13 protein-coding genes are annotated in these 14,753 nt (G+C 69.5%); 11 read left to right on the forward strand and 2 right to left on the reverse strand.

Annotated features, from left to right (window positions below; all coding sequences use genetic code 11):
• Positions 1-52 precede the first annotated feature (52 nt).
• From ACAM54_RS18765 to ACAM54_RS18800, 8 genes are all read left to right on the forward strand, one after another.
• A complete protein-coding gene (locus tag ACAM54_RS18765) occupies positions 53-889 on the forward strand; it encodes an IclR family transcriptional regulator (protein ID WP_369648557.1) in 837 nt (278 codons plus the stop codon).
• A 27-nt stretch (positions 890-916) separates the two neighbouring features.
• Positions 917-1,900, forward strand: coding sequence for an AAA family ATPase (locus ACAM54_RS18770; protein WP_369648558.1), 984 nt, complete (start codon positions 917-919; stop codon positions 1,898-1,900).
• Positions 1,897-3,648, forward strand: coding sequence for a cobalt chelatase (locus ACAM54_RS18775; RefSeq protein WP_369648559.1), 1,752 nt, complete (start codon positions 1,897-1,899; stop codon positions 3,646-3,648). The genes ACAM54_RS18770 and ACAM54_RS18775 overlap by 4 nt, the downstream gene beginning before the upstream one ends.
• A 403-nt stretch (positions 3,649-4,051) precedes the next feature.
• Positions 4,052-4,864 (forward strand): IclR family transcriptional regulator, encoded by an 813-nt coding sequence (locus ACAM54_RS18780; RefSeq protein ID WP_145747501.1) that lies wholly within the window; start codon positions 4,052-4,054, stop codon positions 4,862-4,864.
• Complete coding sequence (locus tag ACAM54_RS18785) at positions 4,861-5,853, forward strand: tripartite tricarboxylate transporter substrate binding protein (protein WP_369648560.1); 993 nt, start codon at positions 4,861-4,863, stop codon at positions 5,851-5,853. Before ACAM54_RS18780 ends, ACAM54_RS18785 begins: the two co-directional genes overlap by 4 nt.
• Before the next feature lie 18 nt (positions 5,854-5,871).
• Entirely contained in the window at positions 5,872-7,311 is a 1,440-nt protein-coding gene (locus tag ACAM54_RS18790; RefSeq protein WP_369648561.1) for an aldehyde dehydrogenase family protein, read from the forward strand.
• Between the two features lie 55 nt (positions 7,312-7,366).
• On the forward strand, positions 7,367-8,896 hold the full coding sequence (locus tag ACAM54_RS18795; RefSeq protein ID WP_369648562.1) for an AMP-binding protein: 1,530 nt from the start codon (positions 7,367-7,369) through the stop codon (positions 8,894-8,896).
• Positions 8,897-8,957: 61 nt separating this feature from the next.
• Entirely contained in the window at positions 8,958-9,758 is an 801-nt protein-coding gene (locus tag ACAM54_RS18800; protein ID WP_369648563.1) for a sulfite exporter TauE/SafE family protein, read from the forward strand.
• Positions 9,759-9,882: 124 nt separating this feature from the next.
• Here the strand turns inward: ACAM54_RS18800 and ACAM54_RS18805 are convergent, their stop codons facing one another.
• On the reverse strand, positions 9,883-10,698 hold the full coding sequence (locus ACAM54_RS18805; RefSeq protein WP_369648564.1) for an IclR family transcriptional regulator: 816 nt from the start codon (positions 10,696-10,698) through the stop codon (positions 9,883-9,885).
• A gap of 96 nt (positions 10,699-10,794) precedes the next feature.
• On the opposite strand from ACAM54_RS18805, the gene ACAM54_RS18810 reads away from it, so the two are divergent.
• Together ACAM54_RS18810 and ACAM54_RS18815 are read left to right on the forward strand one after the other, a co-directional pair.
• A complete protein-coding gene (locus tag ACAM54_RS18810) occupies positions 10,795-12,453 on the forward strand; it encodes a GMC family oxidoreductase (protein ID WP_369648565.1) in 1,659 nt (552 codons plus the stop codon).
• On the forward strand, positions 12,450-13,766 hold the full coding sequence (locus ACAM54_RS18815) for an MFS transporter (protein WP_307697578.1): 1,317 nt from the start codon (positions 12,450-12,452) through the stop codon (positions 13,764-13,766). Before ACAM54_RS18810 ends, ACAM54_RS18815 begins: the two co-directional genes overlap by 4 nt.
• A gap of 14 nt (positions 13,767-13,780) precedes the next feature.
• On the opposite strand, the gene ACAM54_RS18820 is transcribed toward ACAM54_RS18815, so the two are convergent.
• Complete coding sequence (locus ACAM54_RS18820; RefSeq protein ID WP_369648566.1) at positions 13,781-14,251, reverse strand: response regulator transcription factor; 471 nt, start codon at positions 14,249-14,251, stop codon at positions 13,781-13,783.
• A 253-nt stretch (positions 14,252-14,504) separates the two neighbouring features.
• On the opposite strand from ACAM54_RS18820, the gene ACAM54_RS18825 reads away from it, so the two are divergent.
• A complete protein-coding gene (locus tag ACAM54_RS18825; RefSeq protein WP_145747509.1) occupies positions 14,505-14,729 on the forward strand; it encodes a DUF1059 domain-containing protein in 225 nt (74 codons plus the stop codon).
• Positions 14,730-14,753 lie beyond the last annotated feature (24 nt).

The following is a 14,753-nucleotide window of genomic DNA, read 5'->3' on the forward strand; positions in this document are numbered from 1 at the left end:
CAAACAATTTACAAAAATCGGTACGCCTTGTCTTGTTTTTTGTAAAAAGACTATGATCCGCCCCATGAAGATCGTCAAAGGGCTTGTGCCCGAAATCCCTGAGCCGGCGCCGGGCGACACGCCCACCATGCGCCTGTTCGGGCTGCTCGAAGTCATGGCCGCCAAGGACCAGCGCTACTCGCTGCAGGGCCTGGTGGAAGAGACCGGCATGCCCAAGCCCACCCTGCACCGCATGCTCCAGCAGCTCGAAGGCGCGGGCCTGCTGCAGCGCGAGGGCGACGGCCGCCACTACGGCATCGGCACGCGGCTGCGGCGGCTGGCCGAGAACCTGCTGCTCAACGACAGCCTCCACGGTGCGCGCCATACGGTGCTGCGTCAACTGGTGGAGGAAATCGGCGAGAGCTGCAACCTCACCGCGCTCTCGGGCAGCGAGGTGGTGTACCTCGACCGCGTGGAAACCGCCGCGCCGCTGCGCTTCTACCTGCACTCGGGCTCGCGCGTGCCGGTGCACTGCTCGGCCAGCGGCAAGATCTTTCTCGCGCAGATGAGCGCGGCGCAGCGCCGCCGCCTGCTCTCCAACGCGCCGCTGGAGCCCTACACGCCCCGCACGCTGACCGACCCCGACGCGCTCGAAAAGGAAGTGCAGCGCGTGCGCAAGGACGGCTTTGCCATCGACAACGAGGAGTTCCTGCCCGGCCTGCTGTGCATTGCCGCGCTGGTGCCTTCGGGCGACGACGGCCCCTCGAACCTGTGCATCGCGGTGCAGGCGCCGGTCATGCGGCTCGATGCCGCGAAGGCCAAGACGCTGCTGCCCGCGCTGCAGCGCGCCGCCCAGGCGCTGAGCCGCATCGATGCCGACGCGGGCACCACCAGCCGCGCGCAGGCCTGACCACTCCATTTCCTTCGAAAGCCCACCGTGACCGACATCGCAGACCTTCGGCCCGACCGCATGCTGAGCGTGCGCGAGGTGTTCGGCATCGACACCGAGCTGCAGGTGCCCGCCTTCAGCGAGCGCGACGACCACGTGCCCGAGGTGGATGCGGTCTACCGCTTCAACCCCGACGTGACGCTCGCCATCCTCGCGGGCTTCATGCGCGACCGGCGCGTGATGGTGCAGGGGCTGCACGGCACCGGCAAGTCGAGCCACATCGAGCAGGTGGCGGCGCGGCTGAACTGGCCCTGCGTGCGCCTGAACCTCGACGGCCACATCAGCCGGCTCGACCTTGTCGGCAAGGACGCGGTGGTGCTGCGCGAAGGAAAACAGGTCACCGAGTTCCAGGAAGGCATCGTGCCGTGGTCGCTGCAGCGGCCGGTGGCGCTGGTGTTCGACGAGTACGACGCGGGCCGGCCCGACGTGATGTTCGTCATCCAGCGCATCCTGGAGCGGGACGGCAAGTTCACCCTGATGGACCAGAACAAGGTGCTGCGCCCGCACCCCTTCTTCCGGCTGTTCGCCACCGCCAACACGGTGGGCCTGGGCAACCTCAACGGCCTGTACCACGGCGCGCAGCGGCTCAACCATGCGCAGATCGACCGCTGGAACATCGTGGCCTCGCTCAACTACCTGCCGGCCGATGAAGAGATCGCGATCGTGCAGGCGCGCGTGCCGTCGCTGGCGGGCGATGCGGGCCGCACGCTGGTCGCATCGATGGTGGCCGTGGCCGATCTCACGCGCAAGGGCTTCGCGGCCGGCGACCTCTCGACGCTGATGTCGCCGCGCACCGTGATCACCTGGGCCGAGAACGTCGAGATCTTCAGGGACCCGGCGCTCGCGTTCCGCCTGTCCTTCGTCAACAAATGCGACGACGCCGAGCGGCCGCTCGTGGCCGAATATTTTCAGCGCTGCTTCGACCAGGAGCTGGAGGAGTCGCACCAGCTGTCGCCGGGACCGCGCGAATGACCGAGGCACCTGCCCCCGCTACCGCATCGGCCAGTGCCATGCAGCGCCGCGTGCGGCAGGAGGAGCAGGTCGCCGAACTCTGCGCGGGCGTGGTGCGCGCCTTCAGCGGCGAGCGCGAGCTGCACTTTCGCGGACGGCGACTGCATCGCGGCCGCGTGGCGCTGCCGTGGTTCGCGCCGCACCTGCATCCCTCGCCCGAGACCGACGACCTCGCCTCCTTCCGCGGCGTGGCCGACGGATTGGCGCTGCGGCTCACGCTGTCCGATGCCGCGCTGCACGAAAGCCTGCGGCCCGAAGAACCGGTCGAGCGCATGCTGTTCGAGATGCTCGAGCAGTTCCGCGCCGAAGCGCTCGTACCCGAGGTCATGGCGGGCATGCGGCGCAACCTGCGGCATCGCCATGAACAGTGGTCGCTGGCCTTCCACCATTCGGGGCTGACCGACACCGCGCGCGGCCTGCTGCTCTATGCCGTGGCGCAGATCTGCCGCGCCCGCGTGAGCGGCCAGCAGGTGGTGGAAGAAACCGAGGACATGCTCGAAGCCACGCGCTTCGCGCTCGCGCCGCTGATCGGCCACCAGCTGGCAGGTTTGCGCCGCGACCGTGCCGACCAGGCTGCCTATGCCGTGCACGCACTCGCCATCGCGCGCACCGTCGCCGCGATGCTGCACGAGGCCGGCGAGGACAGCAGCGACGCGCGCGGCCCGCATGTGGACGACAAGCGCAGCGTGTTCATGCTCGTCGCCGACATGGACCGCGAGATCATCGAGCGCTTCACCACCGCCGAATCGGGCCGCAGCGCCGTGCTCGACGACGCGGGCGGCGCCTACCGCGTCTTCACCGCCGCCTACGACCGCGAGCACGACGCCGCCGCGCTGGCGCGCAAGGAAGTGCTCGCCGGCCACCGCGAAAAGCTCGACCGCCGCATCGCCGCGCAGGGCGTGAACATCGCCCGCCTTGCGCGCGAGCTGCGTGCCCTGCTGTCCGACCCGACACGCGACGGCTGGGACGGCGGCCAGGAGGAAGGCCTGGTCGACGGCCGCCGGCTCGCGCAGCTGGTGGCCTCGCCCACCGAGCACCGCCTGTTCCGCACCGAGCGCATGGAGCCGGTCGCCGACTGCATCGTGACCTTCCTGATCGACTGCTCGGGTTCGATGAAGGAGCATGCCGAATCGGTCGCGATGATGGCCGACGTGTTCGCGCGCGCGCTCGAGCAGGCCGGCGCGGCCAGCGAGGTGCTGGGCTTCACCACCGGCGCCTGGAACGGCGGCCGTGCGCAGCGCGAGTGGGTGCGCGCCGGCAGGCCGCCTCACCCCGGCCGCCTCAACGAGCGCTGCCACATCGTCTTCAAGGCCGCCGCCACGCCCTGGCGCCGCGCGCGCCCCGCGATGGCCGCACTGCTGAAGGCCGACTTATTCCGCGAAGGCATCGACGGCGAGGCGGTCGACTGGGGCTGCGCGCGCCTGCGCCAGCGACCCGAGGCGCGCAAGCTGCTGCTGGTGATTTCCGACGGCTCGCCGATGGACAGCGCGACGCACCTGGCCAACGACGCGCACTACCTCGACCACCACCTGCGCGACGTGGTGGCGCGGCAGGAACAGCGCGGCGATATCGAGATCGCGGGCATCGGTGTCGGGCTGGACCTGAGCCCGTACTACAGCCGCAGCCATGTGCTCGACCTTGCGACGTCTACCGGCAACACGATCTTCCGCGAAGTGACCGGTCTCATGGCGGGGCGGTATCGGCGCTGAAGCCTGCCTGGGGCGCTGCTGTTCAGGGCGCGCTCCCGCCGACGGGGTACACGGCGAAGCGAATGTCCCCCGCCCTTCGGGCTCCTCCTTGATTTCGCTGCGCAAGGCACCCCATCGGCGTGATCGTTGTTCGGAGCGGTCGTTGATCAGCGGTACACGAGCAGCGTGCCCTGTGCACAGGGCATCGGGTGCTCCCCGCAGCGAAATCAAGGAGGAGGCCGCTGGCCGGGGGACATTCGCGGAGGGGAGTACCCGGTGGCCTGTGCACGCGCCCTGAAAGAAGCAAAACCTGAAACGTTTAGAACTACATCCAAGTCCCCGATTGACAAAGCGGACGATCAGTTCAAACATTGCGTCTCATATCCAGGAACAACGTTCCAATATTTGGAACATCCGGAGCCCCATGGATTCCACCCTCGCCAAAGGCCTTGCCGCCATCGAATGGATGACGCGGCAACAGCGCGACTGCCGCGTCACCGACCTGGCCCAGGCCTTCGGCATGGCGCGCAGCAATGCGCACCGCACGCTGCAGACCCTGGTCGATTGCGGCTGGGCCGTGCAGGACCCGGGCACCAGCGCCTACCGCCCGAGCCTGCGCCTGTTCGAACTGGGCGCGCTGGTGTCCGAGGCCACCGACATGGGTTCGCTGCTGCGGCCGCACCTCGCCGCGCTGGCGCAGCAGACCGGCGAGACCATCCACCTTGCAGTGCTCGACGGCGCCGAGATCGTCTACCTCGACAAGTTCGACAGCCCCCTGCCCGTGGCCGCCTACTCGCGCATCGGCGGCCGGGCGGCGGCGTATTGCGTGGCCTCGGGCAAGGCCCTGCTCGCCGCGGCCGCGCCGGACCTTTCCGCGCTGCACGAGCGCCTCGGCACGCTCGCGGCGCACACGAAGCACAGCATCACCAGCTTCGATGCCCTTCTCTCGGAACTCGAACGCACGCGCGTTCGCGGCTATGCGGAAAACCGCGAGGAATGGCGCCTGGGCGTCTGCGGTCTCGGCGTGCCGGTGTTCAACGCGCGCGGCGAGGCGGTCGCGGCCGTCGGCATGAGCGTGCCCTCGATCCGCTTCGCGCGGACGCAGGCGCGCGGACTGGCCGACCGCCTCATGGCCTGCGCGCGCGACGCGAGCGTCACGCTCGGCTACCGGGCAAGCCCGGTGCCGGCCTCGGCGCCGCTGCCGGCATCCACCACAAGGAGAAGGAGACTCGAATGAAGCTGTTGTTCCCCGCCCCCTGGCTGCGCGCCGCGCTGCTGGCGGCCGCCACGCTGGCTGTGCCTTTTGCCGCGCAGGCGCAAAACGGCACCGACTATCCGAACAAGCCGATCCGGCTCGTCGTGCCCTACCCGCCCGGCGGCGGCACCGACGTGATCGCGCGCATCGTGCAGGAGCGCTTCTCGTCGCTGCTCGGCCAGCAGGTGCTGATCGACAACCGCGGCGGCGCGGCCGGCTCCATCGGCACCGAGATCGTGGCCAAGGCCGCGCCCGACGGCTACACGGTGCTGTTCACGCTGTCTTCGCACACCATCAACCCGGCGATCTACACCAAGCTCTCCTTCGACACCGCGAAAGACTTCGCGCCCGTGGGCCTGGTCGCCTCGCTGCCGCAGATCCTGGTGGCCAACACGCAGTTCGCACCCAATACCGTGGCCGAACTGGTGGCGCTCGCCAAGGCCAAGCCGGGATCGCTGTCCTTCGCCTCGGTGGGCAACGGCTCGCCCGGACACCTGGCGGGCGAGCTGCTGAAGCTGCGCACCGGCACCCAGATGACGCACATCCCCTACCGCGGCGGCGGCCCGGCCGTGACCGACGTGATGGGCGGGCAGGTGCCGCTGCTGTGGGTGTCGATTCCCGCGGCCGCGCAGTTCGTGAAGGCCGGCAAGCTCAAGGCGCTGGCGGTGTCGACCACCAGGCGCAGCGCGGCCTTTCCCGACGTGCCCACGATGCAGGAAGCGGGCATTGCCGATTTCGACGTCGATTCCTGGTACGCGGTGTTCGTGCCTGCGAAGACGCCGCAGCCCACCATCGACAGGCTCAACCGCGTCATCAACACGGTGGTCAAGGAACCGGAGATCCGCGACAAGCTGCTGGCGCAAGGCAGCGAAGGCGTCGGCGGCACGCCGGAGCAATTGGGCAAGGTGGTGGCGACGGAGCTCGTGCGCTGGCAGAAGCTCGCCAAGGAAGCCAGCATCAAGGTGGATTGACCCGCAACAGGCAGACCCATGGAAAACTCATCCGCACCCTCTTCCCCCATCGCCGAGCTCGTGGCGCGCGCCCGCGCTGCGCAACGCATCTACGAAACCTGGTCGCAAGAACAGGTCGACACCGCGGTGGTGGCCGCGGGCTGGGCCATCATCGAGCCCGCGCGCAACCGCGAGCTGGCCGAGCTGGCCGTGGCCGATACCGGCGTGGGCAACGTCGAGGACAAGGTGCGCAAGAACCACCGCAAGACCTTCGGCCTGCTGCGCGACCTGCGCGGCGCGCGCTCGGTGGGCGTGATCTCCGAAGATCCGGCGCGCGGCATCGTCGAGATCGCGCGGCCCGTGGGCGTGGTGTGCGCGGTCACGCCGTCCACCAACCCCGGCGCCACGCCGGCCAACAAGATCATCAATGCGCTCAAGGGGCGCAACGCGGTCATCGTGGCGCCATCGCCCAAGGGCTGGTCGACCGCGGCGCGGCTGATCGAGTTCATCCATGCGCAGTTCGACCGCATCGGCGCGCCGCGCGACCTGGTGCAGCTGCTGCCTTCGCCGGTCAACAAGCAGTCGACCGCCGAGCTGATGCGCCTGTGCGACCTGGTGGTGGCCACCGGCTCGCAGGCCAACGTGCGTGCGGCCTACGCCAGCGGCACGCCGGCCTTCGGCGTGGGCGCGGGCAACGTGGCGGGCATCGTCGACGAAACGGCCGACGTGAACGCGGCAGCCGATCGCATCCTGCTTTCCAAGACCTTCGACAACGCGACCAGCTGCTCATCGGAGAACAGCCTGGTGATCGTGGACGCGGTGCGCGCGCAGATGCTCTCGGCGCTGAAGGACCGCGGCGCGTTCATGCTCGCGGCCGCGCAGAAGGCCACGCTGCAGTCGCTGATGTGGCCCGAAGGCAAGCTCTCCGCCGCCGTCATCGGCCAGTCCGCGCGCGTGATCGCCGAGCGCGCGGCCGCCCTCGACGGCGCCAACCGCGAAGGCTGGCTGGCCATTGCGGCACGCGATCCGCGCATCCTCATGGTGGCCGAGGACGGCGTGGGCCACGCGCATCCGTTCTCGGGCGAGAAGCTGAGCCCGGTGCTGGCGATCTATTCGGCGCGCGATTTCGATGAAGCCGCCGCCACGGTCGAGCGCATCTACGCCTACGAGGGCGCGGGCCATTCGGTCGGCCTGCACAGCACGGTGCCCGAACGCGCGTTGACGCTGGGCCTCACGCTGCCGGTGTCGCGCGTGATCGTCGACCAGGCGCACTGCATCGCCACCGGCGGCAGCTTCGACAACGGCCTGCCGTTCTCGCTTTCGATGGGCTGCGGCACCTGGGGCAGGAACAACTTCTCGGACAACATGAATTACCGGCACTACCTGAACATCACGCGCGTTTCGCGGCCGATTCCGGAGCGGGTGCCCAGCGAGGACGAGATCTTCGGCGCGTTCTTCGCCGAATACGGTGCGGCATGAGCCGCTGGGCCGCTCCCAAGGCGAATACCGCAGTGCGTAGCACGGAGGTTGCCTTATGACCGTGACAGCCTCCACCGTTCATGAGCTGATCGAGCTGCAGGCGGCGGCACAGCCGCAGGCGGCGTACGCGCTGTCCACCGAAAGCGGGCACGGCATCGGTTTCGGCGAACTCGCGCGCGGCTGCCGCACGGTGGCGGCGGTGCTGCGCGCGCAAGGCGCGCGGCCGGGCGACACGGTGTCGGTCGTCATGCCCAATGGGCTGCAGACGCTGCGCGTGCTGCTCGGCGCGATGCACGGCGGCCTGTGCGTGAATCCGGTCAACCTGTTGTCGCAGCCCGAGCAGATGCGCTACGTGCTCGCGCATTCGGATTGCCGCGTGGCGTGCGTGGCGCCCGAGTGGGAAGAACGGGTGCGCGCGATGATGGTGGACGTCGGCCGGCCGGTGGACCTGCTGGTGGTCGATCCCGACGCGCACGTGCTGCCGGGCGAATCCGATGCGAGCGGCGTGGACGGCGCGTTCCCGGCACCGCCCGCGCCCGATGACGTGGCCCTGCTGATGTACACCTCCGGCACCACCGGCATGCCCAAGGGCGTGATGCTCACGCAAGCCAACCTCGCGGCCAACGCGCATGCGATCAGCGCCGAGCACGCGCTGCAGCCCGCCGACCGGGTGCTGGCCGTGTTGCCGCTCTATCACATCAACGCCTTCTGCGTGACCATGCTCGCGCCACTCGCCCACGGCGGCAGCCTGGCGATGCCGCCACGGTTCTCGGCCGGCCGCTTCTGGCAGCAGGCATCGGGCATGCGATGCAGTTGGATCAACGTGGTGCCCACCATGATCTCGTACCTGCTCGAAGGCGAAGAGCCGCCGCGCGCGCAGACGGCTTCCATCCGCTTCTGCCGCTCGGCATCGGCCGCGCTGCCGCCGGAGCACCACCGCGCCTTCGAACAGAAGTTCGGCATCGGCATCATCGAGACCATGGGGCTCACCGAAACGGCAGCGCCCGCTTTTTCCAACCCGCTCGACCCCGCGCTGCGCAAACTGGGCTCGGTGGGCCGCGCCTCGGGCTGCGAGGCGCGCGTCATCGATGCCGCGCTGGCCGAGGTGCCCGACGGCAGCACCGGCGAGCTGGCCATCCGCGGCCCCAACGTGATGCGCGGCTACTACAAGAACGACGAAGCCACGCGCGCGAGTTTCACGCCCGACGGATGGCTGCGCACCGGCGACCTCGGCCACCGCGATGCCGATGGCTTCTTCTTCGTGACCGGCCGCATCAAGGAGCTGATCATCAAGGGCGGCGAGAACATCGCGCCGCGCGAGATCGACGAGGCGCTGCTGCGGCACCCCGCGGTGCTCGAGGCCGCGGCGGTGGGCGTGCCCGACCGCCACTACGGCCAGGAGATCGGCGTGTGCATCGTGCTGCGCGACGGCTGCGCCTGCACCGAAGACGAGCTGCGCGCCTTCTGCGCCGAGGTGCTCGGCCGCTACAAGGCGCCGGGCCACTACCGCTTCGTGGCGGACCTGCCGCGCGGGCCTTCCGGAAAGGTGCAGCGCCTGAAGCTGCTGCCGCTGTTCGAAGCATGAGCCGCCGCCCGGCCGTTCCGAAGACGGCTCGCGCCGCAGCGCGCAGCGCGGAGGTCATTCGGTGACGCCGGCGGAACTGCTGGTGCCGCCGCTGGCGCCGGCGCTGCTCGCCTACAGCCTGTGCGTGGTGTTCGCGGCCGGTGTGGTGCGCGGCTTCGCGGGCTTCGGCTTCTCGGCTGTCACCGTGGCGGGGCTCTCGCTGGTGGTGTCGCCCGCGCTCGTGGTGCCGGCCATCTTCATGCTCGAGATCCTTGCAAGCCTGAGCCAGCTGCGCGGCATCGCGCGCGACGTCGACCTGCCCTGGCTGGGCTGGCTGATGCTGGGCAACCTGCTGTTCATTCCGCTCGGCGTCGCGTTGCTGGCCTGGCTGCCCGAAACGCCGCTGCGCCTGCTGATCGGCGCGCTACTGATGGCCGCCGCGCTGCTGCTGCGTGCCGGCACGCGGGCCACGCTCGTGCCCACGCGCGCGGTGCGCTTCGCGGCCGGGCTGGTCTCGGGCTTCATCAACGGCGTGGCGGCCATCGGCGGCATTGCCATTGCGGTGCTGCTGAGCACCACCGCCATGGCGCCGGCCGCCCTGCGCGCGACCATGATTGCGCTGCTGCTCTTCAGCGACGTGGTGTCGCTCGCCAGCGCCGCGCTCATGCCCACGGCCGCGCATGCCTCGGGCCACCTGCTCGGGGCCGGCACGCTGAAGTGGGCGCTGTGGCTCGCGCCCGCGATGCTGGCCGGCATCTGGTGGGGCCAGCGCTCGTTCAAGGGCGTGTCGCCCGCGCAGTTCCGCCGGCATGTGCTGAACCTGCTGGTGGCACTGGCGGCGGTGAGCGTGGCGCGCTCGGTGGTCTCGCTGGCAATGGCCTGACCGGCAAGGGCGCCCCGCCCTGGCTATGCTGCGCGCGACATGCCCACTTCTTCTTCGCGGGCAGCCGTGGCCGCTGCTGCTGCAGTGGCGCTGACGCGTAGCGCTGGCGGCCAACGGCCCGGGCTCAGAGCAGCGCGCCCATGCGCTGCGCGGCGGCCTTCAGCGCATCGATGCGCTTCACCGCCTCTTCCATCGACATGCGCGCCGTCGGCGCATGCACCGCGAGCGCCGCGCGCACCTGCCCGGCCGCGTCGCGCACCGGCACCGCCACGGCCACCAGCCCCGCGATGAATTCCTCGCAGTCGCGCGAATAGCCGCGCTTCGCGATCGCATCGCACTCGGCGCGCAGCGCATCGGCCTTGACGAGCGTGTTGGCCGTCATGCGCGCGAGCGGCAGCCGGTCGATGAGCGCATCGCGCTCCTTCTTCGGCATCTGCGCCAGGAACAGCTTGCCGCTCGCGGTGCAGTGCAGCGGCACGTGCGAGCCCACGTCGAGCGTGAGCCGCAGCGGCCACTGCGCCTCCACGCGGTCGAGGTACAGCACCTGGGCGCCGTCGAGCGTGGTGAGGTTGCAGGTCTCGCCGACCTGCCGCACGAGTTCGGACAGCACCTCGTGCCGCAGGCCGCGCACCGTGCCGTGGTTCAGGGTGTCGAAGGCCAGCTTGCGCAGCGCAGGGCCGACGCTGAACGAACGCTCGTCCACGTCGCGCGCCAGGAAGCCGGTGGCCAGCAGCTGGGTGCAGATGCGGTGCGCCGTGCCCTTGGGCAGCCCCAGCTGCGCGGCCAGGTCGGCGAGCGTGAGGGGGCGGCCTTCGCTGGCCAACAGGGCCAGCAGGCGCAGGCTGCGCTCGGCCGACGAGCCGGAGGCGGACTCCTCCGCGGCGGGCACGGAAAGCGAGGGCGAAGACACGGCGGCTGCGGGGCGCGCGGGACGTGGCATGCGGGTAAACCTTAAAAATGGAACATTGCGTTCCGAAAATCAATGACCTAGGATGCAAGCAAGCGAAGCGATTGTTCCACTCCCCGGGTGCCCTGCATGCGTGATGAAGAGTTCGACTACATCGTCGTCGGCGCCGGTTCGGCCGGCTGCGTGCTGGCCGGCCGGCTGAGCGAAGACCCGGCCACGCGCGTGCTGCTGCTCGAGGCGGGCCCGGTGGACAGGTCGCTCTGGATCCACCTGCCCATCGGCTACGGCAAGACGATGTGGAGCCCCACCTACAACTGGCGCTTCGAGACCGACCCCGACCCGAACATGAACGGCCGGCGCATCTACTGGCCCCGGGGCAAGACGCTGGGCGGCTCGAGCTCGATCAACGGGCTGATCTACATCCGCGGCCAGCGCGAGGACTACGACCACTGGGCCGCGCTCGGCAATGCGGGCTGGGGCTACGACGACGTGCTGCCCTACTTCATCCGCTCCGAAGGCAACCAGCGCGGCGCGAACGCCTTCCATGGCGGCGACGGGCCGCTGAAGGTGTCGGACATCGCGGCGAAGCACGAACTCATCGAGGCCTTCATCGGCGGCGCGCAGCAGATCGGCGTGCCGCGCACCGACGACTTCAACGGCGCCGCGCAGGAAGGCGCGGGCTACTATCAGCTCACCACGCACAAGGGTTGGCGCTGCAGCACGGCCAAGGCCTACCTGGTGCCGGCGCGCCACCGGCCCAACCTGCGCATCGAGACGGACGCGCTGGCCAGTCGGCTGGTGTTCGACGGCCGGCGCGCCGTGGGCGTGAGCTACCGCCAGGGCGGCGAGATGAAGACCGCGCGCTGCCGCGCCGAGGTGCTGCTTTCGGCCGGCTCGATCCAGTCGCCGCAGCTGCTGCAGCTCTCGGGCATCGGCCCGCGCGCGCTGCTCGAACGCATGGGCATCCCGGCGGTTCACGAACTGCCCGGCGTGGGCGAGAACCTGCAGGACCACCTGCAGATCCGGCTCGGCTACGAGTGCAGCAAGCCCATCACCACCAACGACCAGCTCAACTCCTGGTTCGGCCAGGCGAGCATGGGCCTGGAATGGCTGATGCGCCGCACCGGCCCGCTCGCGGTGGGCATCAACCAGGGCGGCTGCTTCATGCGCGCGCTGAAGGACGACAGCGGCCGGCCGGTGGCCGCCACGCCCGACATCCAGTTCCACGTGGCCACGCTCTCGGCCGACATGGCGGGCGGCAAGGTGCATCCGTATTCGGGCTTCACGATGTCGGTGTGCCAGCTGCGGCCCGAGTCGCGCGGACATGTGCGCATCCGTTCGCTCGACGCGGCCGAGCCGCCCGAGATGCAGCCCAACTACCTGGCCACCGAGCTCGACCGCGCCACCACCGTGGCCGGCGTGAAGGCGGCGCGCGCCATTGCAGAGGCGCCCGCGATGCGGCCCTATGTGAAGCGCGAGGTCAAGCCCGGCCCCGAGGCCGCGAGCGACGCCGACCTGCTGGAGTTCTGCCGCAACAACGGCGCCACCATCTTCCACCCCACGGGCACCTGCCGCATGGGCAGGGACCCGCTCGCGGTGGTCGATGCGCGCCTGCGCGTGCATGGGGTGGCCGGGCTGCGCGTGATCGACTGCTCGGCCATGCCCACGCTGGTGTCGGGCAACACCAACGCACCGGCCGTGATGATGGCCGAGAAGGCCGTCGACATGATCAGGGAGGACGTGAGGGCGGCAGCCGCCGCGACAACCACATCGGAGACTACGACATGAGCAGCACAAGCGACGAGAAAGCGATTCGCAGGGTGGTGGCTTCGGCCCTGGTGGGCGCCACCATCGAGTGGTACGACTTCTTCCTGTACGGCGTGGTGGCCGGCATCGTGTTCAACAAGCTCTACTTCCCGGGCAGCGACCCGGTGGTGTCGACCTTGCTGGCCTACACCACCTTCGCGGTGGGCTTTGTCACGCGGCCGCTGGGCGGCGTGATCTTCGGCCACTTCGGCGACAAGATCGGCCGCAAGAGCATGCTCATCATCACGCTGATGATCATGGGCGTGGCCACCTTCCTGATCGGCCTGGTGCCCACCTATGCGCAGATCGGCATCGCGGCGCCCTTGCTGCTGCTTCTGCTTCGCGTGGCGCAGGGCATTGGCCTGGGTGGCGAATGGGGCGGCGCGGTGCTGATGGCCTACGAATACGCGCCCAAGGGCAAGCGCGGCTTCTATGCATCGCTGCCGCAGATCGGGCTGGCCATCGGCCTGTGCATGGCCTCGGGCGTGGTGGCGCTCCTGTCGTGGCTGCTGACCGACGAGCAGTTTCTCTCCTGGGGCTGGCGCATCGCGTTCCTGATTTCCGGCGTGATGGTGGGCGTGGGCATGTACATCCGGCTCCACGTGCAGGAAACGCCGGAGTTCGCGGCCGTGAAGGCGCGCAACGCCGAGCTGCGCATTCCGTTCATGGACATGCTGCGGCGCTACCCCGGCAACGTGCTCAAGGGCATGGGCGCGCGCTACATCGACGGGGTGTTCTTCAACATCTTCGGCGTGTTCTCCATCAACTACCTGACCGGTACCCTCAAGATCAGCCGCACCGATGCGCTGCTGGGCGTGATGGCTGCCGCCGTGGTGATGATCTTCTTCATTCCCTTCTTCGGCCGCCTGTCCGACCGGATGGGGCGCGGCAAGGTCTACATGTGGGGTTCGCTGGTCACGGCGGTGTCGGCGTTCCCGGGCTTCTGGCTCATGACGCACAGCGGCGGCAGCGTGCTGCTGGTGTGGCTCGCGATCATCATCCCGTTCGGCATCCTGTATGCCTCGGTGTACGGGCCGGAGGCGGCGCTGTTCTGCGACCTGTTCGACGCCAAGGTGCGCTACACCGGTATTTCCTTCGTCTACCAGTTCTCGGGCATCTTTGCCTCGGGCATCACGCCGATCATCGCGACCGCGCTGCTCAAGTCGGGCGGCGGCCAGCCGTGGCAGATCTGCATGTATGTGCTGTTCGCGGGCGTGGTGTCCGCCGCGTGCGCATGGATGATCGGGCGGTCCGCGTCGCCGGCCGATGCACCGGTGGCGGTGGCCTCGCGCTGAGCTTGTCTTGATCCTCAGGAGCTTCTGCCCATGGCGAGCGCGCGCACCACGGCCGCGGTGCGCGTCTCGACGCCCAGCTTCACGTAGACATGCTCCAGGTGCTTGTGGACGGTGCGCGGGCTGATCTCCAGCAGGGCGGCGATCTCGGCGTCGGTCTTGCCGCGCGAGAGCCAGTGCATGACATCGCCCTCGCGGGGCGTGAGGCCGGCCAGCGGCGGCTCGGGCAGCGGCGGCACGGCGCCGCAGGCCAGCCGGTACAGGAAGGCCACCGCCACCGCATGCTCCAGCCCCATGCGCCGGTAGTAGTCGGCCTGCAGCGCGGCGCGGCGGAGCTCGCGCCGGCCCGGCGCTTTCGTTGCGATGCGGCGGGTTGCGCGCAGGCCATGGCTGCCGGCGCCGTGGTACCGCATGGGCGAACGCCCGGACTCCAGTTGCTCCAGCAGGCGAAGCGCGCCTGCACGGTCGCTGTGTGTCAGATACGCCATGGCATGCCCCTTTCACGGTGCATACGCATTGCTGCGTATGGCGCCCGCACGCATCGAGACGCAGGATGCTTGCAGGCCCTTGGCCGCGACCCAGTATAGGCACGCAAGGGCGCGCAGATCGCCTGCCGGCGAAGGGGATACACATGGCCATCGATGAAACACCGCCTGACGCGTCCAGGGGTAGCCTCGAGCCAGCCCCCTTCCACCGGCCCGGTCTTCGAAACACGTCCGCGAGGACATTCCAGGAGCCACCATGTCACGCCAATACATCGACTGCCGCGAGTTTCCAAGCACGATGAACTGCAGTGTCGCGCTCTCTGCCGACACCGAGGGCGAGCTGCTCGAAGCCGCCGTCCAGCATGCCGTGGCCGTCCACGGCCATACCGACACGCCGGAGTTTCGCAAGCAACTGGCGGGCATGTTCAAGACCGGCACGCCGCCGCTGGAAGCTCCGGCCGCGCAGAAGGTGCCTGCCTGACGCCCCTGCGGGGTCTCGGCCGCC

Source organism: Variovorax sp. V93 (assembly GCF_041154485.1).
In the GTDB taxonomy this organism is placed as follows: domain Bacteria; phylum Pseudomonadota; class Gammaproteobacteria; order Burkholderiales; family Burkholderiaceae_C; genus Variovorax; species Variovorax beijingensis_A.